This window comes from Flavobacteriales bacterium, assembly GCA_020635395.1.
Classification (GTDB): domain Bacteria; phylum Bacteroidota; class Bacteroidia; order NS11-12g; family UBA9320; genus UBA987.
Window position 1 is genome coordinate 908,919 of the sequence record JACJZV010000001.1, and the last position, 23,153, is coordinate 932,071.

At 37.7% G+C, this 23,153-nt stretch carries 22 protein-coding genes; 13 read left to right on the forward strand and 9 right to left on the reverse strand.

Going from position 1 to position 23,153, the window contains the following annotated elements:
* Window positions 1–3 precede the first annotated feature (3 nt).
* Genes H6607_03900 through H6607_03910 form a run of 3 tightly spaced genes read left to right on the forward strand, consistent with a single transcriptional unit; the run spans window position 4 to window position 2,013 of the window.
* Window positions 4–534 (forward strand): hypothetical protein, encoded by a 531-nt coding sequence (locus H6607_03900; GenBank protein MCB9261494.1) that lies wholly within the window; start codon window positions 4–6, stop codon window positions 532–534.
* A gap of 55 nt (window positions 535–589) precedes the next feature.
* On the forward strand, window positions 590–1,399 hold the full coding sequence (locus tag H6607_03905) for a hypothetical protein (protein MCB9261495.1): 810 nt from the start codon (window positions 590–592) through the stop codon (window positions 1,397–1,399).
* Entirely contained in the window at window positions 1,399–2,013 is a 615-nt protein-coding gene (locus tag H6607_03910) for a hypothetical protein (GenBank protein MCB9261496.1), read from the forward strand. The genes H6607_03905 and H6607_03910 overlap by 1 nt, the downstream gene beginning before the upstream one ends.
* 2 nt (window positions 2,014–2,015) lie before the next feature.
* On the opposite strand, the gene H6607_03915 is transcribed toward H6607_03910, so the two are convergent.
* A complete protein-coding gene (locus H6607_03915; protein ID MCB9261497.1) occupies window positions 2,016–2,567 on the reverse strand; it encodes a DUF1572 family protein in 552 nt (183 codons plus the stop codon).
* Window positions 2,568–2,730: 163 nt separating this feature from the next.
* On the opposite strand from H6607_03915, the gene H6607_03920 reads away from it, so the two are divergent.
* The 3 genes from H6607_03920 (at window position 2,731) to H6607_03930 (ending at window position 7,545) form a co-directional block, all read left to right on the forward strand.
* Complete coding sequence (locus tag H6607_03920; GenBank protein ID MCB9261498.1) at window positions 2,731–4,131, forward strand: hypothetical protein; 1,401 nt, start codon at window positions 2,731–2,733, stop codon at window positions 4,129–4,131.
* Between the two features lie 99 nt (window positions 4,132–4,230).
* Entirely contained in the window at window positions 4,231–7,065 is a 2,835-nt protein-coding gene (locus H6607_03925) for an insulinase family protein (protein ID MCB9261499.1), read from the forward strand.
* A gap of 102 nt (window positions 7,066–7,167) precedes the next feature.
* Window positions 7,168–7,545 (forward strand): hypothetical protein, encoded by a 378-nt coding sequence (locus H6607_03930; GenBank protein MCB9261500.1) that lies wholly within the window; start codon window positions 7,168–7,170, stop codon window positions 7,543–7,545.
* Here H6607_03930 and H6607_03935 read toward each other — a convergent pair.
* Window positions 7,535–8,173 (reverse strand): MBL fold metallo-hydrolase, encoded by a 639-nt coding sequence (locus tag H6607_03935; GenBank protein MCB9261501.1) that lies wholly within the window; start codon window positions 8,171–8,173, stop codon window positions 7,535–7,537. The genes H6607_03930 and H6607_03935 overlap by 11 nt on opposite strands.
* 77 nt (window positions 8,174–8,250) lie before the next feature.
* Here H6607_03935 and H6607_03940 point away from each other — a divergent pair, with 77 nt between their 5' ends.
* The 4 genes from H6607_03940 to H6607_03955 all read left to right on the forward strand — a co-directional run bounded on the left by H6607_03940 (window position 8,251) and on the right by H6607_03955 (window position 11,532).
* Window positions 8,251–9,048: a class I SAM-dependent methyltransferase gene (locus H6607_03940; protein MCB9261502.1), complete on the forward strand. Its 798-nt coding sequence runs from the start codon at window positions 8,251–8,253 to the stop codon at window positions 9,046–9,048.
* A gap of 135 nt (window positions 9,049–9,183) precedes the next feature.
* Complete coding sequence (locus H6607_03945; protein MCB9261503.1) at window positions 9,184–10,356, forward strand: YqgE/AlgH family protein; 1,173 nt, start codon at window positions 9,184–9,186, stop codon at window positions 10,354–10,356.
* Window positions 10,357–10,470: 114 nt separating this feature from the next.
* Entirely contained in the window at window positions 10,471–10,815 is a 345-nt protein-coding gene (locus H6607_03950; GenBank protein ID MCB9261504.1) for a hypothetical protein, read from the forward strand.
* Window positions 10,816–11,004: 189 nt separating this feature from the next.
* Window positions 11,005–11,532: a DUF1003 domain-containing protein gene (locus H6607_03955; GenBank protein ID MCB9261505.1), complete on the forward strand. Its 528-nt coding sequence runs from the start codon at window positions 11,005–11,007 to the stop codon at window positions 11,530–11,532.
* Window positions 11,533–11,770: 238 nt separating this feature from the next.
* On the opposite strand, the gene lpdA is transcribed toward H6607_03955, so the two are convergent.
* Window positions 11,771–13,156 carry a dihydrolipoyl dehydrogenase gene (lpdA, locus tag H6607_03960; GenBank protein MCB9261506.1) on the reverse strand — a complete coding sequence of 462 codons (1,386 nt, stop codon included), beginning with the start codon at window positions 13,154–13,156 and terminating at the stop codon, window positions 11,771–11,773.
* 101 nt (window positions 13,157–13,257) lie between these two features.
* Complete coding sequence (locus H6607_03965; GenBank protein ID MCB9261507.1) at window positions 13,258–16,116, reverse strand: phosphoethanolamine transferase; 2,859 nt, start codon at window positions 16,114–16,116, stop codon at window positions 13,258–13,260.
* 113 nt (window positions 16,117–16,229) lie between these two features.
* Here H6607_03965 and serS point away from each other — a divergent pair, with 113 nt between their 5' ends.
* Complete coding sequence (gene serS / locus H6607_03970) at window positions 16,230–17,498, forward strand: serine--tRNA ligase (protein ID MCB9261508.1); 1,269 nt, start codon at window positions 16,230–16,232, stop codon at window positions 17,496–17,498.
* 1 nt (window position 17,499) lies between these two features.
* Here the strand turns inward: serS and H6607_03975 are convergent, their stop codons facing one another.
* Genes H6607_03975 through H6607_03985 form a run of 3 tightly spaced genes read right to left on the reverse strand, consistent with a single transcriptional unit; the run spans window position 17,500 to window position 19,717 of the window.
* Entirely contained in the window at window positions 17,500–18,336 is an 837-nt protein-coding gene (locus tag H6607_03975) for an ion transporter (protein ID MCB9261509.1), read from the reverse strand.
* A 23-nt stretch (window positions 18,337–18,359) separates the two neighbouring features.
* Window positions 18,360–19,127 (reverse strand): hypothetical protein, encoded by a 768-nt coding sequence (locus H6607_03980; GenBank protein ID MCB9261510.1) that lies wholly within the window; start codon window positions 19,125–19,127, stop codon window positions 18,360–18,362.
* Window positions 19,118–19,717, reverse strand: a complete 600-nt coding sequence (locus H6607_03985; protein ID MCB9261511.1) for a ribonuclease HII — start codon at window positions 19,715–19,717, stop codon at window positions 19,118–19,120. The genes H6607_03980 and H6607_03985 overlap by 10 nt, the downstream gene beginning before the upstream one ends.
* 191 nt (window positions 19,718–19,908) lie before the next feature.
* On the opposite strand from H6607_03985, the gene H6607_03990 reads away from it, so the two are divergent.
* Window positions 19,909–20,643: a class I SAM-dependent methyltransferase gene (locus H6607_03990; protein ID MCB9261512.1), complete on the forward strand. Its 735-nt coding sequence runs from the start codon at window positions 19,909–19,911 to the stop codon at window positions 20,641–20,643.
* Between the two features lie 72 nt (window positions 20,644–20,715).
* Here H6607_03990 and H6607_03995 read toward each other — a convergent pair whose 3' ends face one another.
* Both H6607_03995 and H6607_04000 read right to left on the reverse strand, forming a co-directional pair.
* Window positions 20,716–21,825 carry an Ldh family oxidoreductase gene (locus H6607_03995; GenBank protein MCB9261513.1) on the reverse strand — a complete coding sequence of 370 codons (1,110 nt, stop codon included), beginning with the start codon at window positions 21,823–21,825 and terminating at the stop codon, window positions 20,716–20,718.
* A gap of 33 nt (window positions 21,826–21,858) precedes the next feature.
* Window positions 21,859–22,155 (reverse strand): hypothetical protein, encoded by a 297-nt coding sequence (locus H6607_04000; GenBank protein MCB9261514.1) that lies wholly within the window; start codon window positions 22,153–22,155, stop codon window positions 21,859–21,861.
* Window positions 22,156–22,539: 384 nt separating this feature from the next.
* Here H6607_04000 and H6607_04005 point away from each other — a divergent pair, with 384 nt between their 5' ends.
* Window positions 22,540–22,884 (forward strand): VOC family protein, encoded by a 345-nt coding sequence (locus H6607_04005; GenBank protein MCB9261515.1) that lies wholly within the window; start codon window positions 22,540–22,542, stop codon window positions 22,882–22,884.
* The last annotated feature ends 269 nt before the right edge of the window (window positions 22,885–23,153 follow it).

The window sequence follows — 23,153 nt, forward strand, 5'->3', positions numbered from 1 at the left end:
TTTATGACAGTTTATCTAAAGGATTTTGAACAAGATGTGTTAGGCTGTGTTCATGGTAAATCTTGGAAAATTATGGCCGAGCATTGCGTTCAAAATCCGGAATTGATATATTATCTTGTTGAATTTTTGGTTGGGAAGAATGAGCGGGTAGCACGCCGATCGGCGGAGATTTTGAGGTTTGTTCATGATAAAAATACTTTTTTGATTGTGCCTTATATTCCTCGTTTGATTAGTCGGCTGAATGCCCCGGCACATGATGCCATTGTTCGCTGCATTTTTCGAATCTTTCAAAATTGCCGGTTTACAGATGAGCAAACAGGGGCGGTTTTAACCTTGGCGTTCAATTATTTACAAGATGAAAGCAATCCAATTGCTGTTCGCACTTTTGCCATGACAACCATATATAACATCTCAAAAAAATACCCGGAGTTATACGATGAATTGGTAGCGGTGATTTCGGAGAACCTCGACCAACAAAGTGCCGGATTTCAAAATAGAGCCATGAAAATCATCAATCGAACTTGGAAATTCTAACATAACATCGAAAAAATGATTTAATTTGTTGAACAACTTTTAAAGTATATGTGCGATGAAATACACTGTTTTTAACAAAGTTTTGGGCTATTTTGTAATCGCATTTTTTGTTTCGTGTGCCGGCTATCGTCAAACGGATGTTACCTCCGATGCTTTTATAAGCCAAAAAAAATGGCAGGAAAACTACGATAAATATGTCTATCTGGTTTCAGATAGTAGCCACACTTATCGTCTTGAAAATGTTAGTCTTACAACAGATAGTTTTACCAATCGGGTATCTACGATTAATGGACATTTAAATGAAATTCCGGAAGATAGTTTTGCTGAAATTAGAAATCAAACACGGCGAGAGCAGCTAAAAACCATTCAACTTTTTGTTGATAATAGTTCGAGTCTTTCACCCAACACCGATGTGCAAATACCCCCTCAAAAGATTCGTAAAGTGAACCTTGCTGTAAAAAACAATAATGGGGTAATTGCTGCCTTTATAATTCTGATCGGTTTGATTTTGGGTATCTTTTTAGGAATAGTCATTTTGATATTTTTTACCATTTTGACTTCTGCCGGGTCGGATAGCTCTAACAGCAGCAGTAGCAACAATTCTAATAGTAACAATTCGAGTAGCTGTTATGTGGCAACCATGGTTTATGGTTCGTCGGAGGCAAAAGAGGTAATGATTTTGAGAAAATACAGAGATGTTGTGCTTTTAAAAACCGCCTACGGAAGAAGGTTTGTTTCTTGGTATTATCAAAATTCACCGAAATTTGTGGAAAGGCATAAATCGAATATGCTGATTAACAAACTAATAAAGAGGGTTTTAGACATTCTTGTTTATTGTATCTGGTTATTTTTAGCCAAAAAATAATGCGAATCGGGTTTTTGGTTTTGATTGGCCTTTGCATCTCTTTTGCACAAGCTCAATCTGCCTTTACACTTAAATATTTTGGATTAACCAGTCACCCAAAAGGTGACCCAACCGCCGAGCTACAGCCCAATAAATTGGATAAAAACGCCCGATTGGTGGTAAATGTTGGAGCCATTGGCGGGTACGAAAAATTTGTTTTTAAGGATTTATACTCTGTTAAAGTGATGCAGGGCTTTTTGGCCGACTGCTCAAATGGCTTTATGTCTGTAAGTCATATCGGGGCGAGGGTTATGTTGTATAAAGATGATAAACATCGAATCAATTTTGGCATTGGCCCTACATTTGTTTTCCGCGAGTCGTGGAATAGATTTGGCAGCAAATACACCTCTTCCGGATTTTTTAATGAATATACTACCAAAAAAGGAAAAGAGTGGCAGTGGAAGTTTGTTTGGTATGCTTTTGAGCTTGAATATGATTATTGTTTCAATCAAAAAGATAATTTTTCTATCAGTTTAATTCCTGTTTTCCCGCTGGCGTTAATTTCAAATTTCGGTTGGAAACACTGGATTGAGTATAAAGAATATGACAAAACTAGAATTTATGTACCTAAATAAGGCTACAAATCGTCTGTAAAGTGTTTTCTCTCTTTTGGTTTTGCAAATTTTTCTGAATTATAACTATCCGATTTTCCTTTTGGAATGGAGAGACTTTGCCACTTTTCATTTTTGAGCATTTTGCCCAAAAAAACAATCTGACCAATGTGATATGGATAATGTGCCAATTGGCGGTTGATGGCTTCCATTACCGTATGACCCATATTTCGGATATATATAATTTTATCTAAGTCATGCTCAGATAAAGTTTGAAGAGTGTTTAGAAAGCAGCTCCAACCTTTTTCCCAATATTCCAAAACTTCTTGTTTGCTTTTAAAAAGCATCTCAAATTCAGTGTCCCGATTTCTCCATTCTTTCTCACCATCGGTAGTCAAAAAATCCGTCCATCGAGAGAGCATGTTTCCTGCCAAGTGTTTTGCAATGATGGCCATGCTGTTACTTTCAGAATTATATTGCCAAAACATCTCATTATCAGTTGTTTGGCTAAAAGTTTTGTCAGCCAAAGATTTGTAGTATTCCACTTGTTTTATTACGCTTTCTAAATACGATTCCATATACTGATGTATTGATTGGCTCAAAGATACAGAACACTTTGGTCGAATATTGGCTGTATAAAATAATAGTCTTAAAAATTGTAGGGGTTAATAATGTTACTTTAGCTTTTGCCCTCGTTTGTTGATAAAATGTTGAGCAAAAGATACCTTTGTCCTACAAAAGATGAAAAAACTACTATCAATACTGATTTGTTTTAGTTTGGCATTGCTCGGTTTTGGGCAAGAAGTGCTTACCAAACATGGCTTTGGTATAAATCAGGATTTTCATGATTATAATGTGCGAATTCTTGATAAAAAAATAACCAGTTTTGACTCATCGCTATCCCAATCAATCCGACTTTCATACACCCGAAGTTTTAGCAGAAGTTGGGCATTAAATGCAGGGTTGAACAACGGTTTTTTGCTTAATAATATGGAGGAGCATGGTTTGGTTAGAAAATCATATTTAGTTGGCCTGGATGCCGATTTGATTTTGAAATTAAACAATGGCTTTTTCTTTCCTCAAAATGCGAGGATAGCACCATTTTTATCTTTTGGGTATAATTTTAATTATCACACAAATTATAGAAGTCTTGGATGGAAACCAATAATGGTAAGCAACGAATATGGCCTCGGATTCAATACCCGACTTGGAGCCAAGTCTTTTATTACCTTAGGTGTAGCGTTAGACCAACAGCTTAATGGTGATTTCGACACCCATGTTCAATACAGATTAGGCTATGCTCAAACCATTTCTAAAAAGCAAATTATTTCTCCAAATAATAATGACAAAAAGGATTATGACGGAGATGGCATAGCCGATGCAGACGATGATTGCCCTACTTTGGCCGGAATTGATGCCAGACACGGTTGCCCTGAAAATTGGTCGGAAAGCGGTCAGGTAAACGATTCGATTGTCGAATTGGTTTCGGAGCTTGAAGATATACTTATTAGTCTAAAAGCCGATATTGACTATCTAAAATCGAATAGGGTAGTAGAAGTGAAATGTGAAGAAGACGAAAATACAAACCCTACACATCCAAAAACGATTGAAACAAAGAACTCAGAAGACAAAACCAATACAAACCCGACCAACGAAAAAACAACGGGGGAAAAGACCACAACAGCACAAAACGGCCATAGCGATGACAAAACTTCTGACCAAAAAGACAAAGTTGATGGACAAAAGGACGTAGCTAAAAATGAAAATGATGGAGTAAAAACAACCGATGAGTCAAAAGTAAATTCTGAAGACAATAAAAACACCACTAAAACGACCGAACCAGTTGAAAAAATTGGTGGAAACGGATACAAGCCAAAAGGATTTGACCCATTGACAGGGTATAAAACCGATGATGAGCCAAAAGCTTATTATGTGGTGGCTATATCCACCCTCGACCCAAAATTGGCAGAAAGAGCCGCCTCCTTGATTGCGGCTGATTATCCGATTGTGAAAATTTTGCCTCAAAGCAACGGATATTACAGGGTTGGCGTTTATGCCACCCGCACCAAATTAGAAGCCGATAAAATACTGGGATACGCCAAAACTCATGGCATCCCCAGTGGGTGGATTTCATACGAGTAACCGTTTAAAAGCAAAAATCGTCTTTTTGTCGAAACCGTGTTTTTCAAAACCATCGGCATATTATCTTTGAGCGATTTTAAAAAATAATTGATTATTTTAATGAAGAACTTTAAATTATTTGCCCTTGTGGGTTTATTGATTGGAGGCTGGCAGTATGGGTTTGCCCAATTTGAGCTAATTGAAGAGGTAAAACCGGATGCCTCAAGCAACAACATTCCGTATGTTAAATACAAATTGAGCAGCAATGATTTGACATTGATTATTCATGAAGATCATAGCGACCCAATTGTTCACGTGCAAGTGGCATATCACGTAGGCTCTGCCCGTGAAAGCATTAAAAATAGTGGGTTTGCTCACTTCTTTGAGCACATGATGTTTCAAGGCTCGAAAAACGTGGAGAAGGAAGAACACATGAAAATTATTAATGAAGCCGGAGGAAGTAACAATGCCTTTACGAGTTTTGATAAAACGGTTTATCACAACACGGCACCGAGCAATATTACAGAAACGATGCTCTGGTTAGAAGCTGATAGAATGGGTACTCACCTTGATGGGTTTGACACAGTTAAATTTAACAATCAACGAGATGCTGTGAAAAACGAGAAGAGACAACGATACGACAATCAGCCCTATGGTATGGTCGATGAAGAGATTTTTAAGTCATTGTTTCCAAACCATCCGTATGAGTGGATGCCTATCGGTTTTGTTGACGATTTAGATGACGCTACATTCGATGATTTAAGAAATTTCTTTTTAAGATGGTATGGACCAAATAATGCCACGTTGGTTGTTTCTGGCGATGTGGATCCAGAGCAGGTAAAAGTATGGGTGAACAAATATTTCGGGACCATTCAAAAGTGTCCAGAAGTACGGCCAATGCGGGCTACAGCTCCTGCACTTCCATTTAGCAAATATGTGAGAACCTTGGATAATATTTGGGCTCCTAAAACTGTAGTTAACTACCCAACAGTTCCAGAATATCATAAAGATGATGCAGCCTTATTTATATTGAGTAGATTACTTGGAGGGTCAAATAACTCAATTCTTTACAGAAATCTTGTCAAAACAGAAGAGGCCATTCATGCCGATGCCTCTTATACTTCTCTTGAACTTGCCGGATTTTTTCAAATTACCGTATATACTCCTTATGCAGGGTTGAGTCTTGACGAAATAGAAAAACGAATCAATCAAACCTTAGAAGAATTTGAAAAAAATGGAGTTTCGCAAGAAGATTTGGACAGGATAAAAACGGGCCTAAAGGCTGATTTTGTTGATCAAACCAACTCTGTTAAAGACAAGGCTATGCTGTTAAGTCATTGGAATATGATGAAAGGAAATGGCTTCAATTTGGACGATGAAATGGCTCGATACGCAAATGTGACAACCGACGATGTTATGCGGGTGTTTAGGAAATATGTGTTAAACCAAAAAGCAGTTATTCTTACTGTTTCTCCTGATTTATCGGGCAATAAATCGGATAATGAGAAAAGTAAAAGTGTAAACCCCCACGCAGGCCAGCAAAAAACCATAGACATTCAGTACAAAGGTCTGACTTACAATCCACCAAAGGATGATTTTAATCGTGCACAAAAACCTCAAGCTGCGGCTTCTAAAACAATAAAAGTACCTTCATATTATACATCAAAATTTGACAATGGTTTAAAACTCATTGGCTCTCAATCAGAAGACATGAAAAAAGTGTATATCTATTTTGATATAGAAGGTGGTCATTTAATGGAAGCCGATAAAACTGTAAAGGTGGGTACGGCCTCTCTTTTGGCCGATCTTTTAAACGAGGGTACATCCAAAATGACAACGGAAGAGTTTAGTGCAGCACTTGAGAAATTGGGAAGCAACATCAGCTTTGGCAGTGGAAACACGTCAAGCACGGTGTATGTTGAAGCCCTTGTTGAAAATATTGATGCAACTATTGAATTGTTGAAGGATGCGTTGTTTGCTCCTCGTTTTGATGCATCTGACTTTAAACGGATTAAAAAGCAAACCTTGGAGTCGTTGAATAATCAAAAGAAAAATCCAAACTGGATGGCTTCTTCTACATACAATTCCATTGTTTATGGCAAAAAAAGTATCATGGCTCAGTCAGCCAGCGGAGATTTTAAAAGTGTTAGTTCCATTGGCATAAGCGACTGTAGAGCCTATTACGACAGGTTTTATTCTCCAAACGTTACAAAGGTTTCCACTATTGGGCCATTGAGCGAAAAGGAAATGCTTGCAAAACTTGATTTTCTTAAATCGTGGCAAAATAAAAATGTCACTGTTCCGGCATTACCTCAACCGATAAAACCTGCCAAAACAACCATTGTTTTGGTGGACAAACCGTATGCTCCGCAAAGCGTTATTTTGGCCGGATATCCTTCGTTGACTTATGATTATAATGGAGATTATTTTAAAGCAAATGCAATGAATTTTGCCCTTGGTGGCAATTTCAATAGTCGTTTAAATCATAATCTTAGAGAAGTTAAAGGATACACTTACGGTGCATCTTCAAACTTTGGAGCAAATCATTTTTATGGCAATTACGTTTTTAGTGGCAATTTCAAACGAGAAGCTACGGACAGTACTATTATGCTATTAATGAAAGAAATGATTGAGTTTAAAAATGGCGGAATCAAAGAGGATGAGTTGTCTTTTACCAAAAACTCCATGATGCTTAGTCAGGCGTTGGGTTATGAGAGACCAATTCAAAAATTGGACTTTTTGGCCTCAATCATTGAAAACGACTTACCAAAAAATTATATCAGCGAACAGCAGGCTATTATTAACTCATTGACAGTTGAGCAGGTTAATGCCTTGGCAAGGAAATATATTGAGCCTGAACACATGCTAATTGTTGTGGTAGGGCATCAGTATAAAATTAAAAGTGGGCTGGATAGATTGGGTTATGGCAAAGTAAAAGTTGTCACAATCAATTAAAAATCTGCCTTTCAGCATTTAAAAAAAAGCCGGATTTCAGTCCGGCTTTTTTTATTCTAAAACCTTATGTTTATTTTGGCTGTAATAAAAATTATTTAGGTTATGAAAAGTTTTAAACTGATTTTGATGGTGACGGTTTTGATTATCTCGTTTCCGAAATCCGGAATTTGTGGTGAACCACCAACTATGGAGATGGATGAAGAAATTGAGCAATTAAAACAAAAAATTGATGAAACTACAGCTCAAACCGATTCATTAAATCAGGCAATCGAAGAAATGAGTCAGGCAGAAAGGAAGGCTCAAATGGAAGAATTTATTGAGCAGAACAAGCGAAATCTGGATAGCTTTATGGCCGAACAGCAGGCAAGAGAAAAGAAAAATAATACCCGACTTTTTATACGTTTAGGGCTTTTGGTCATAACAATTATTGCTCTAATTGTGAGCAGAGTAAACAAAAAGAAGGCTCAAGCTAACGAGTAAACGGGTTGTATTGTTTCTCAAAACCAATGGTGGTTGATTGGCCATGGCCAGGATAAACGACAAATTCATCCGGCAATGTATAAAGTTGATTTTTTATTGATTCGATTAACGTTTTGTGATTGCCTCCAGGCAAATCGGTGCGACCAATGCTTTGACGGAAAAGCACATCGCCACCAATAATAAATTTCTGTTCGGTTGCCACAAAGCACACGCTTCCCGGTGAGTGACCTGGAGTAAAAAGCATGGATAATTCGGAGTTTCCAAAGCTAATCTTTTTTGAAACATCCAAAAAAGCATCCGGCTTTGGTGATTCATCGTAACTCAATTGATACAACATTGCTGTGCGATGCCCCGATTCAAGTACAGGCATATCCATCTCGTGGGCATAAAATGGTATATCGAACTTTTGTTTGATATAGTTATTGCCAAAAATATGATCGATATGGCAATGTGTGTTGAGTAAAAATTTCGGTTTAAGTTTTTCATATTCAATGTATTGTGAAAGTAGTTGTTGCTCGGTGGCATCATAGCACCCAGGGTCAATTATCACACATTCTTTGGTTTCGTCAAACAGTATATAGGTGTTTTCCGCAAAAGGATTAAACTCAAATTTTTCGATAGAAATCATGCCTGCGAAAATAACTTCAACGAACGATTTAGCCACAGGCAAAAAGGTATGATTGAACTCCATATCTTTGTGTTGAGATGAATTTGGATTACAAAACAATTAACAAAGCCCTTTGGAATAAGCGAACCGAAAGTCATATTGATTCGGATTTTTATGACAACGAAAGTTTTATGCAGGGTAGAAATTCTTTGAATGAGATTGAGATGGAATTTTTAACCGATATCAAGGGTAAATCCATACTTCATTTGCAATGTCATTTTGGACAAGATAGCATTTCGTTGGCTCGCTTGGGGGCAATGGTAACCGGAGCAGATATTTCGGATGCATCCATAAAAATGGCAGAGGAAATGGCCGCAAAAATGAATGTTCCATCCACCTTTATTTGTTCTGACCTATATGAATTGCCCAATGTATTGAATCAAAAATTTGATATGGTTTTTACCTCTTATGGCACCATTGGCTGGTTGCCCGATGTTGAGAAATGGGCTTCAGTCGTTTCCCATTTTTTAAAGCCCGGTGGCCACTTTGTAATGGCAGATTTTCATCCGGTGGTATGGATGTATGACGATGATTTTAAAGAGGTTACTTATCGTTATTTTAATGCCGAACCAATTATTGAGCAAAGCGAAGGTAGCTATGCAGACACAGATTCACCCATTTCGTTACCATCTATAGGTTGGAATCATGGGATGGCCGAAATCCTTTCTGCATTGATGCATAATAATGTTCAGATTAAAACTTTTCGCGAATACGACTATTCGCCCTATCCATGCTTTCGGCACACAGAGGAGTTTGCCCCAAATAAATTTCGAATTAAACATTTCGGAGATAAAATACCGATGGTTTATGCCATTGTGGGGGAGAGGAATGGGTGAGTAATGATAAGTAAAACTTAAAAATTATAAAAATAACTTTTGGTGATTTTGCAAATATGAAAATTTGTAAATTCGGCCTAATATTTAGCATAAATATAATATGGAGCATATTTATTTAATAATCGTAACCTAATAATGAAAATATTTAAAAACTTTTTTAAATCAGACAACGGAAATGAACGCAAACAACAAGACCCAATTGTTAAAACTTCGTTGACTTTCGAAGAACTTTCTCGAGGTGATGTAATTGTCTCAAAGCCTTATGCAACACATAACCTTTTTGAAAAGACAGTCATTCTCATACTTAATAAAAATGAAAAAAGTATTTCCGGAATTATCTTGAATAAATCGGTTGGTTTAACTCTTAAAGATTGGCATTCACATTTTAATTCTTCAGATTTTCCAATTATGTGCGGAGGACCAGCTCAAGAAGATAAAATTTTTGTTCTTAATAAATATGATACTTTACTAAAATCGAATGTTAAAATTTCTGACAAAATATATTTTAGTTCGAATATAGAAGAGGTGTTTACTTGGCTGGATTATAAAAAGTTCTCTACCAAGGACATTAGAATCTTCAGAGGTGTGACTGGCTGGAGAATTGAGCAGTTTCGAACGGAAATGGAAGAAGGTGCGTGGAACATTTTTAGGGTAAATGGTTTTCAACTTTCTGATTCCGATAATCCCGATTTATGGTATGAATTTTATCCTGATTTTCAAGTGGAACCAGATTTCAAAATTTACCCACGACTAAAACATAATTTGAATCATGCAATGTATAAAGAAAACAAAATTACTGAAGGGGAATTTATAGAAGCTGATGAAAGACACTTTATATATCAAGACTTCCTATCGGATGATTTAACAATTGTTTTTGTACGTGATGTTGGTTCATATTATCAATACTTGAATGGCGATTTTTTTGAGCAATATCCTCATTTTGATGTCGAGATGTTATTAAGACTCGCAATTTGGAATCTTGAAGAAGATATTTTAGATAATATTCAATTGCAGAGTGACCCAGAAGATGTTATTATGCTAATGGCAGGCGGAGAGTTTGAATCATCTTTAATTCTTAGTTCTGGAGTTTTGGCTAATTTACATAGAAATTTTGGTAACAATTTAATCATGGCAATTCCAACCAGAGATTTGTTACTTTTTTGTAAAGGAGGTAATGAGGTAGCCCTTGTAAATATGAAAAATATGGTTGAACATTACTTTAAAAATCCTGAAACCAAAGGCATTCTATCGAAGGGTATCTACAAAATCGAAAACTCTTTGATAGAACTTCTGGAGTCGGCCTTTTAACATATTTATTTCCAAGCAGATTATTTGCTTTTACCATTCTACTATTTCCCTCAAATGAGAGGAATAATCCTTTTATAAAGTTCCCATTTTTTAAAGCCTGGTGACCAATTTGTGATGGCAGATTTTCATCCGGTGGTATGGATGTATGACGATGATTTTAAAGAAGTTACATATCGTTATTTTAATGCCCAACCAATTGTTGAGCAAAACGAAGGCAGCTATGCAGACACAGATGCACCCATTTCGTTACCATCTATAGGTTGGAATCATGGCATGGCCGAAATCCTTTCTGCATTGATGAATAATAACGTTCAGATTGAGACTTTTCGCGAATACGACTATTCGCCCTATCCATGCTTTCGACACACAGAAGAGTTTGCCCCAAATAAATTTCGGATTAAACATTTCGGAGATAAAATACCAATGGTTTATGCCATTGTGGGGGAGAAGGAAGGTTAATGAGCAAAATCGGCTCAAATCTGATAAATCAATGCAAACGACAAAAATGAAAACAAACGATTAATACTTATTTTTGACTGGTGCTCACATGGTGTGTACAGATTGATTTTATAAACAATAAGTTTTGGTTGAATGTTAAAAAAGAACGGGCAATCAATTCTTGGACAATTGAAGGAAAAAGGATAAAAAATGGATAAGAATATTTCAAATTTGTTAAAGGCCGAAAGTAAACAAATAGAAAAACTACAGGAGATTGTAAGAAAATCGTTGCAGGAAGAGGAGTTGATTACCCAAAATCTATTAAATCCTCCCAAAGAGCTGCTGAGTAGGGGGCAAAAAATTTCGGACAGAGTTGCCAAATTTGGTGGAAGTTGGGCATTTATAATTTCTTTTTTAGTCATTTTAACAGTTTGGATAGTTTTTAATATTACCGCCCCAAAAGGTGATGAATTCGACCCTTATCCATTCATATTGATGAATTTAATTCTTTCGTGTATTGCCGCGTTGCAAGCTCCCATAATTATGATGAGCCAAAATAGACAAGAAGAAAAGGATAGAAAACGCAGCGAAAATGATTATTTGATTAACCTAAAAGCAGAATTAGAAATACGGTCGTTGCACCAAAAAATTGATTTACTCGTGCAAGAACAAATCAAAGTTTTATACGATAATCAAGCAAAACAAATGGAAATGTTAAAGAAGATTGAATCAAAGTAGCCCTTTTTGGCATACACCAAATTGCTCACATAGAGCTACCAAATGGATGGATATTTGACACTATCCCGAAAAATTTATTCCTCCTTTATTTCTGCCACTCTGACTAAGGTTCTTCGACTGTGCATTGCTCAAAAAAAGGCATATAAAACTTAGAACAGCTAAAACTCTTTTCATGATCAAATAAACGAAGTTTTAGTTACTTTATTGGCCTCCAAGCCTTTATGTTTCTCGCAATCTATTAAAGGTGTATCACTTCGCCATAAGCAGCGGCGGCGGCTTCCATAACGGCCTCACTCATAGTGGGGTGCGGGTGTACGGTTTTAATGATTTCGTGTCCTGTGGTTTCCAATTTTCGGGCAGCAACCACTTCGGCAATCATTTCCGTTACGTTCATACCTATCATGTGAGCACCTAAAAATTCGCCATACTTGGCATCGAAAATTACCTTAACAAAACCTTCTTTGGCTCCGGCGGCACTCGCCTTTCCGCTGGCCGAAAATGGGAATTTGCCCACTTTAATTTCGTATCCTGCTTCTTTTGCTTTTGCCTCCGTATAACCAACCGAGGAAATTTCAGGAGAAGTGTAGGTGCAACCCGGAATGTTTCCATAGTCAAGCGGTTCGGGGTGGTGTCCGGCTATTTTTTCAACACAGATAATGCCTTCAGCACTTGCCACGTGTGCCAATGCCGGCCCAGGAACGATGTCGCCAATAGCATAAATACCTGCTACATTGGTTTGGTAGAAATCATCTACCAACACCCGGCCTTTGTCGGTTTTTATTCCCATGGTTTCAAGACCAATACCCTCAATATTGGTTTGAACGCCAACCGCCGACAAAACGATTTCGACGTTCATTTCTTCCATTCCTTTGGCTGTTTTTATAGATACTTTACAGTCTTTTCCGCTGGTATCCACTTTTTCTACCGATGATGATGTCATCACCTTTATACCTTGTTTTTTAAATTCTTTCTCAAGTGTTTTTGATACCTCTTCGTCCTCGTTTGGAACAATGTTAGGCATAAATTCAACTAAGGTAACTTCTGTATCCATGGCATTATAAAAATAGGCAAACTCGCTGCCTATGGCACCGCTACCCACAATAACCATGGACTTTGGCAAACTTGGCAATGCCAATGCTTCGTGATATCCAATTATTTTTTTGTGATCTATTTTTAAATGTGGCAACTCTCGCTCTCTTGCACCTGTGGCCAAGATAATGTTTTTGGCTTCAACAGTAGTTTTTTGACCATTGTTATCCACCTCCACTTTTCCTTTGCCTACCAGCCTGCCAAAACCTGTAATAACTTCAATTTTGTTTTTTTTCATTAAAAACTGAATGCCTTTACTCATTCCGTTGGCCACATCCCGACTGCGTTTTACCACTGCCGGAAAATCTGCATTTGCATCTTTTACACTTATTCCATAGTCGGCAGCATGATGAATGTACTGAAAAACCTGAGCCGATTTTAGAAGGGCTTTGGTGGGAATACATCCCCAGTTTAAACAAACGCCGCCCAATTCTGATTTTTCAACCACCGCCACTTTCATGCCTAATTGTGCACCTCTAATAGCTGCAACATATCCTCCGGGTCCGCTTCCAATTACCAATAAATCAAATGCCATGTTCTATATTTTGTGGCAAATTTAGGGTTTAGTTTTGAAACAACTGTTTCTTTTCACAGCTCCTAATCGATAACTCGAAAAACTACATTTCAATAATGCAATCACAAATCGAAAACGGATTTAAAGCCCACTAAAATTGATTTTACACGTGGGTCGTATAAATAAGGTTTGTTCAGCAGTTGACTATAGAACAAGCCATTTCGAACCTGCAGTTCTAAATCCCAAGTGTGATAAACAATGTTTTTTGGCAACTTTGGTTCCATATATTTTTTAACAAATGGATAAAGCCAAACATCAAATGAAATGGCTGAAATATGTTGATTTTTTAGTTGTGCCAAAATGGAAACTGCGGCCTTTTGTTGCTCTGGCTGGGTTTTCGATGCAATGTCTGTTGGTAGGTAGTAGCTAACATGAAAACCACTTTGCACAAATTCTGAAACGAAACTTGAGGTGGCCGTTGTTTCAAAAATAAGTTTGGATTTGAGTTTGAACCGAGCATCAAGTTTTATTAATTCCAATAAAATCTGGTCTTTATTGCTCGAATTTAGGTTTTTTACGTCCAACCAAATTTTATCCAATTTGTACGGATTTATTTCCAGTAAATATTGCTCTAAACTGATGCCGGGCATTGCTTTTTTTTCGCCATGTCCCACCATCAATTTGTCCGACATCAACACATCTATTTCGATAAATTTTAGGCCTGATTTCAATACTTCATTGCATTTTCCAAACGTGTTGGTTCGGTGAGACCCAATTTTTTGCAACAGTTGATTGGCTCTCAAAGAATCAACATTTTTTTGCGTCCAGTAAAACTCGTTTTCAACGTCCATGTATGGCAGTCGGCCATGTTTTGTTTTGAGTGTATCTATAAAAAAGCTGTTGCTAAATAGGTCGTATTTTGACTGATAATAGGGCGTTTTTACATCAAACATACTAAGCAATGTCTCAAAGACTACGTCGTTTGAAACCGGTTTGTTTACATTTTTTATAAGTTGATTTACCTTATCAGGATATGCTGTGTTGTATCGATCCGAAAACCAGAAATACATCGGTATTTGTGTCATCCGAAAAGTAAATTGTCCCACGTTGTGTCCTCTTTTTTCTTCCAAATCATCTCCGTGGTCGCTCATATAAAAAAGAGCCGATGTGGATTCTTTGTCACTTGATACTAATCCAATGATTTGACGCATAACCCAATCGTTATACTTCATGGAATTGTCGTAGTGCATCCAGTCCTCCAAGTTTTCATTTTTGCCATAGTCGGCTCTTGCTCTTGAGCGGATTCCGGCAAAGGTTTCGGTGGGGTAACGTTCGTCATAATTGGCATGATTGCCCATTAAATGCACAAACACAACCCGATTTTTTTCGGTTTTGTCGGCCAAAATCTCTTTCAGTTCAGGAATTAGATTTTCATCATAGGGCGAGTTGGAAACCGTTTCGCCGATATTTTTGTTGATAAAATATTTTTTCTGACATCCTTCAGCAATTGCCGAAACCACATTGTCCCAGTTACTCAGTTTTACCTGATTGCTGAGCCAAACCGTCTCAAAATCAGCCGAGTTGAGTACACTAATGAGCGTTGGAACTTGCGTATAATCCAAACCGTTGTACTGGTTGGCCTGCGTTAATGCTTGTTGCAGCACCATGATGGTGTGTGTGTGGCAAGAAAAAGCATTTTGCATTACCACCAATTGATTGTTGGCTTTCATAGAATCTAAAAAGGGAGAGGTTTTTTTGTGATAACCGTAGAGAGATAAATGCTCTTTGCATTGCGATTCGCCAATTACCACAATGTATGTTTCGCCCTTTTTCTCTTTAGATGCTTCTAATTTTTTATTTTGGGCAAACGAATTTTGAACCTGATTGAATTTTGCAATTTCGTGATAGTAGCGACATCGGGCGGTATAAAACTCGTTTAAAAACTGACTTTGAAAAAGCAACAAAATGCCCGAAACGCCTATAACGCAAGCCATAATTACAAATGAATTTGACCAGGTTCGGTTGTTTTTATACGAAAAGAAAAACCAATTAAGCAGTGGTATTCCAATGATAACCAAGCCGGCCAAAATTGCCCAAATGTGCAATTCTCTGGATACAAATTCAACCATTTCTGTGCTGTTGCTCTGTAAAACAGAAACGATTGCTTCAAAATCCATTTTATACCCAAATCTCCAGTAATTAAAAGAGAAAATAGAACAAAACGCAATGCCTGCCATGCTAATATAACCAATCAGCGATTGCATCACATTTCGCCATATATTAGAAGAAATAAAGCTGGACATGTAGCTGGATAGTGCTAAAAAAAGGCTTGTTAGCAAAATGCCCAACATGCCCACATATCCATGGTCGGTAAGGTATAAATGTTCGTTTAAAATACCCAATAAAAAGATAACCGAAGGCAAAAGAATGTGCCTTACTTTTAGTGCAAAAACAAACCACAATGCCACCGCTACCCATATAAAAATAATGGCGTAAAGACTGAGTTGATAAAACAGCGTAACTCGCTCAAGTTTAAAGCCAACCTCGGCTTGTTCTGTGAGTGATTTTGTCCAAATGCGAATGTTTTCGTCTTTTTTTATATCAAAACAGTAGGTTTTTTTTGAAGCATAATCTACGTCGAAAGAATCCTCAAAAATTTCGTTTCGCCATAAATAAATGCGAGCTTTTTGCCCCTCAAATTTTGTTTTTGACCTAAGTCTAAAGTCAAAATCAACATTGGCCGTAATGGCAAAAATGGCCTTGTGGTTTCCTCGGGCAACTGCATCAACAATGCCGTTGTAATCTACCGTATAAGCTAGTGTATCTGTTGTATAATCGGCATATCGGTAGGTTTTTGAATCAATATTTTTAAATGATTTGTTATATGGTTTTAATGTAATAAAAAGCAGAAAAACGGAGACGATGAGCCATGAAATGGCCGAAATGTTTATCCATTTTTTTGAAATTTTGATAGTCGCCAAATTAGCTAAACGTTTGGCAAACATACAATTTAAAGCGAATAGCCCATAAGCATTTAATGTTGCATTGCTAATTTGCTGCATTTAAACCAAATTTGCGGCATTAAAACAAAGAAATGTTAGAAATTCAGCAACTTAGAACCAATTATGAAGATATTAAAACACGTTTGAGCAAACGCGGAAAAGACTTTGAACCGCAGTTGAAACAGGCCATTGATTTGGATGAAAAACGTAGAGCAACTCAAACACAATTGGACGGTTTTTTGGCTGAAATGAACAACATTGCCAAAGAAATTGGCAATCTTTTTAAGGACGGAAAACGTGATGAGGCAGAGGTTTTGAAGGCTAAAACCGGTGAAATAAAAGAGCAATCGAAAGTGCTCGAAAATGAATTAAGAAGCATTAGTGATGAGCTGAATAATTTATTGACCCAAATACCAAATGCACCCTATAAGAAAGTGGTTTTTGGAAAGACTGCCGAAGACAACGAGGTGGTTTTAACGCATGGCGAAAAGCCCAACTTGACCCAAAGCATACCACATTGGGAGTTGGCCGCCAAATACGATTTGATTGATTTTGAATTGGGTGTGAAAATAACCGGAGCCGGTTTTCCGGTGTATAAAGGCAAAGGTGCAAGGTTGCAAAGGGCTCTAATCAATTTCTTTTTGGATGAGGCCTTGGCACAAGGATATTCGGAAATCCAACCTCCCATTTTTATTAATGAGGCATCGGGTTTTGGCACAGGGCAACTGCCTGATAAAGAGGGCCAAATGTATCATGCCACCATCGATAATTTATATGCCATACCTACGGCAGAAGTGCCAATAACCAACATATACCGAGATGTAATTTTGAACGAAGAAGACCTACCGATTCGCAATGTTGGATATACGCCATGTTTTAGACGTGAGGCCGGAAGTTATGGCAAAGACGTGCGTGGATTGAACCGTTTGCATCAGTTTGATAAAGTTGAAATTGTGCAAATTGCTCACCCAAACAACTCATACGAAATTTTAGAACAAATGAGCAGTTACGTGCAAAGTTTGCTTCAAAAGTTGGGCTTGCATTATCGGGTGCTCCGTTTGTGTGGGGGTGATATGGGCTTTACCAGTGCCATGACCTACGATATGGAGGTTTTTTCGGCTGCACAAGAAAAATGGCTTGAGGTAAGTTCCGTTTCTTGTTTTGGAACATTTCAAAGCAACCGTTTAAAACTGCGTTTTAGAGATAAAGACAACAACAAACAATTGTGCCATACATTGAACGGAAGTGCGTTGGCTCTACCAAGAATTGTGGCTGCTTTGTTGGAGAATAATCAAACCGAAAACGGGATAAAAATGCCCGAAGTGTTGCACAAATACTTGGGCTTCGAGGTGATTGACTGATTTAATTTTCGGTTAAATTCTCCCCACAATGTTTGCAGAATTTGGCATCCAAATCATTTGTGGTTTGGCAGTTTTTACAACCATTTTTAGGTTGAATTTCTTTATTATTTCTTTTTTGATCGGCATACTCTACGCTCACAATTCCGGTGGGAACAGTTATGACGGCATATCCCAAAATCATTAGGGTTGAAGACAAAACTTGCCCCAATATGGTGTTTGGAGTTATGTCGCCGTAGCCAACGGTTGTGATGGTTACAATGGCCCAATATATTCCTCGTGGAATACTGCTAAAACCGTTTTCCGGACCTTCTATTACAAACATGAGCGTACCCATAATGATTACCACTATTAGAATTGCCCCAAAAAACACAGTAATTTTTGCCCCACTGGCTTTTATGGCTTTACCCAACGAGTTGGCCTCTCTGCTGTAGCTGGTAAGTTGCATAATACGAAAAACCCGAAGCAACCTCAATGTTCGGATGGTAAGCAGATATTGTGGGCCAAAAATAAAAAGGCTTAGATAGGTGGGAATGGTGCTCAACAAATCAATGATACCCCAAAAACTAAGAATATATTTTCGAGGGTTTGGACTGAGATAAATTCGCAAAAAATATTCGATGCTAAAAACAATGGTAAAAAACCATTCAGCAATTTTTAAAATGGAGCCATAATGAGTTTGAATAGAATCAACACTGCTCAGCATCACAATAAATACACTAAAAAGAATTACCCAGAGCAGGATTACATCAAACAGCCGAGCATCTGAAGTGTCGGCTTCAAAAATGATTTCACGCCATTTTTCTTTTCGGGTTAAATGTTTTTTATCTAACGTTCGCACTGCCCAAAATTAAAAATGAACTTTTAAATATCTTCATTTTCAATAAAATAACGAAAACCAATGTTGAATTGAATGCCCGAACCGCTTGTATAAATAGTATTTTGAATGGCAGAATATTGAGGAGTTTTGTAGGTTAAATCGAAGAAATTGTTGCCGGCCACGCCAGCCCTCAATTGCATCGAAACATTAATCATAATTCCCTCATTTAGAGGGTATTGGTAGCCAGCATTTAGATTAAACATAATTAAATCGGCATCAAAATCATTTCCGGTTATAGTGTATTGAATGCTACCTTGTGTTAAATCATTTTCATCCACAAAAACCTCAGGACTGATATATGTTTGGTCTAAACCCAGTTTCTTTTTTACCAGAGTGGTAATACCAATGCCAGAATACCAGTAATGTGTATCGTATTTTTTTTGAATAGGTTTTATAAAATTAAAGTTAAATGGAATCATGTAGGACGTAAAGGTATTGATGGGTGTGTTCACAAAATATCGCTTTCCATCTTCGTTTATGATGTCAATGTTTGTTCTGAAATCGGATTTGATAATGGCAGTTTCCAATAAAATTTTGTTGTCAATTTTTATACCTCCAATAATACCAAATGAAGCACCAATGGGGTTGTGAAGGTTTAGGCTGGGCGAATAAGGGCGAGAGCCCCCGGTGGCCAAACGATACCAATCAACTTTGGGGCCAATATCAAGCCCAATGTATTTTTGATTTTGAGCCATTCCTAAAGTTGAAATGACAATAATCAACAAAAATGAAAAGATATTTTTTATTCCCATAAATTGAGTTGCAATGTAGTTGTTTTAAATGACTTTCGATGGTGTTCGGTGATGCCAAATTCGGCAATTTTTAGGCGGTGTTCAAGCGTTGGGTAGCCCATGTTTTTAGCCCAATTATAATGTGGAAATTCATGGTGTAGCTTCATCATATATTCATCCCGATGGGTTTTTGCCAGTATGGAGGCCGCGGCAATATTCTGATATTTTCCGTCGCCTTTTACCACCGTTTGATGCAAAATATCTTTGAATGGTTTAAAGCGGTTTCCGTCAACCAAAATAAAATCGGGTTGTGTTTTTAGATTTTCCAATGCCAAATGCATGGCTTTTATAGAAGCATTAAGGATGTTGATTTTGTCTATCTCTTCCGGCCAAACCATGGCAACCGCCCATGCCATTGCTTTTTCTTCAATTTCAGGTCTCAGCTTTTCGCGTTGACGTGCAGTTAGTTTTTTAGAATCGTTTAGAGCGGCAATCTTTTTTTTCGGATGCAGAATAACTGCAGCGGCACTTACCGGACCGGCCAAACAACCTCTTCCGGCCTCATCGCATCCGGCTTCCAACCTATTTTTATCTATTCCAAAAAGAAGCACGGACAAATTTAGTTGATTCGTTGCATAGAAGTATAGATTGAAACTATCGGCAGTTGAATTAGTTGAAAACTATATTTTTGAGAAAAGGTAGCCGCATTCCTGTTACCACATGCCTCTATGCATGTGGAATTTGTTTCCACGGTTACACCAAGTAAAAAAAAAATCCTTTGCTTTGCACCACGCTGATTTGTATGCACAAGTATCGCAAAACCCTATACGAGAATTATTATTCAACCCATTCGGGCAAAACGGATGTGGCCATTCAACAGTCTCATTTCGACCAACAAGTTCGCTATTTTAAATGGGAGTTTGGGAACCATCTTCCCACCAACAAATCCATTGCTATTTTGGACATTGGTTGTGGTTTTGGCTCGCTCATAAAAGCCCTAAACGAACTGGGTTACAATCAAACTACGGGTATAGACTTGAGTCCGGAACAGGTAAAAATGGCCGAACATTTTGGGGTGAAAAATATACAACAAGCGGATGCTCATGATTTTTTACAAAATGAAAACGCAAAGTTTGATGTCATTTTTGCCGTTGATTTAATTGAGCATTTGAGCAAAGATGAACTGGTTGATTTTCTTCAACGATTAAAATCTGGTTTGAAACCCGGCGGAAAAATTATATTGCGAACACCCAACATGGATGCACCATTGGCCGGAGTTTTTGCTTTTGCCGATTTTACGCATGAGGTTTTTTTAAATAAGGCTTCCGCTATGCAACTATTGCATTCTGTAGGTTTTACAAAAGTTGCTGTTTCTGAGGGCATCATGTACAACGAAAGTCCGATAAAAGAATTTGTTCGAAAGATAGGCTGGTTTTGCACAAGAACATGGCTAAAAGCAATGCTTTTCTTTTCGGCTCGCACCTGGGACGAGGTTGTGTTTTCGCCCAATATTGTGGTGGAGGGGGAGTCTTTATAGATTTGAGAAATTAGATTTGAGAAGTTAGATATCAATTGAGTCAATGTGAGTCAATGCCTTATTACTTAATGCTCAAATCTTAAAGCCACCAAAACTATCGGCACTCACTCCCAAATCTATACAAACCTCTTTCAAATCCTGATAAACCGCATCAATAATTGGGATTCCTGAATTTACACGCTCTTCAAACATGGCTTGCTCAGGTTGGCCGGGAATGATTACTTTTTCTTTACCAGCAATAGTTTGGGCATTGCTAAATCGGTCAATCCAATTGTCCATATTCTGTTTAAAATCTTCAATGGGTCTAAAACCATCCACCCTCATGGCTCCCACAAAATGGCCGATTCCCTGGCCGGGCATGCCGTCTGCTAGTGGCAAAAAACTTACAAATGGTGGCACCCACGGACCATAATTAGCACCGCTGAGCACCCCACTAAAAATATCTACAAAGGCCGACAACCCATACCCCTTGTGGCTCCCCATTTCTTTGTGACTGCCTAATGGTAGCAGACTTCCGCCACCTTTTAAGTCAGCCGGATTGTCGGTATCGTTTCCATCTTTATCCTGAAGCCAACCTTTAGGAATGGGTTTGTTTTGCCGTTGGGCTATTTCCAATTTCCCATTGGCAGCCGCCGAGGTAGCCATATCAATCACCACTGCATTTCGTTTTCCAGCCGGTATTGCATAGCAAATTGGGTTGGTGCCGAGCAATCGTTCTTTGCTGAAAGTTGGTGCTACCAGCGGGCTGGCATTGGTCAAAGCCATGCCAATCATATCGTGTTTTAAGGCTTTCATGGCATGATAGCCTGCAATACCAAAATGATTCGAGTTTTGAATGGCTACCCATCCGCTACCATGTTTTTCAGCCATTTCAATGGCAATGTCCATAGCCTTTGATGCATTGGTAAGCCCGAGACCACCATCGCCGTCAAGTGTGGCGGTAGTGTGCGTTTGATGTATTATTTTTGGTTTGGCTTGGGCGTTTATTCGGCCTGCCTTCCATAGGCGAACATAGCCACTCAATCGAGCCACGCCGTGCGAGTCAATGCCACGCAGGTCGGCACTTTGCAATACTTCAGCGGCCAAAGCTGCATCTTCGGCAGTGCATCCCATTTTCTGGAAAATAGCTTTAGTTAGGTTTAATAAATCAGTTGCCTTGATGTTGTGGTATTCTACCGACATTCTTTTTTTTTGGCAAAAATAATGGAGATTTCGCTATTCAATCAGATAAAACTCAGGTGCAACAGCTTCGATAACTTTCCCATCGTTTCCAAAAAATTGAATTTTGAATTTAATGGTTGTGTTTATGTATTGGTTGAGGATTTGGCTGTCGTTGGAATATATGTACATATCATCGTAGTGATAATTCCATATATCACTCCATTCGGATGAGGTTAGTTCTGATAAAGATTTATCAGGGAATCGAGGAATAAAGAAATCTTTTGATAAATTTAGGGTTGAATCTCCGCTTAGATTTATGAGTCTGACAGAATCTGTATTCCAATTTGTCACATAATCAGGGTCGCAAGGAGGCGTGGCATAAGAGAACGTTCCAAAAATGCTTTCTTCAATTGAGGTGTACTCTTTAATTTCAAATTTAAGATTAAGATAAAAATCTGTGATTGAGTTCTTATCTTTATGAACTTCCGCTGCATCAGTTTTATCAAAAACATCAAAACTATTAATGCCAATAACATCAAAATTTACGGTTCAGTCACCACAATTTCCCCACCAACATCCCCAATCTACCACCGCCAAACCAACACACAGAAAAACGATTAAAATGATTTTTAATTTCATAAGTCAAAAATAGCAAATCAATTTGAAAGATTTTCCTCTATAAAACAGGGAAATAATAAATTAACTTTGCCTGACATAGAAAATATTGGTTTACCAATGAATACACAAAACAATCACATCAACTACATTGAATTTAAAGCCCAAAATTTGGCCGAAATAAAAAGGTTTTATACTCACTGTTTTGGTTGGACTTTTGCCGACTACGGCCCCGACTATATTGCTTTTGATAACAGCGGGTTGCAGGGAGGTTTTGAGTATTCTGACGAAAAAAATAGTAACGGCGTTCTGGTGGTTTTATATCACGAAAATTTGGAGGAGATCAGAAACAAAATTGTGGCTGAAGGTGGCCGCCTGATAGAAGATATTTTTTCGTTTCCTGGTGGCAAACGGTTTCATTTTCAGGATCCTTCGGGCAATGAACTTGCCGTTTGGTCAGACTAAAAAAGGCTCTAAAAATCCGTTTCTTATTTCAAAATTGTTAAATAATTTACTTTAGTTTCTACTAAAACAAAAGAACTATTCTATGAAATCTTATAGTTACTACCCGATAGTTGAACCTAAAAATATTTTTTAATTGACTAATAAACAGTTTGTTAGGAATTTTTTGAGACACAAAAGCTAAGATAATCTATTATTTATTTTGTAAATTATTGAGGAGAAAGTATTTTTGCGATACTACTACTACAAAAATTATTTAAGATGAAAAGTTA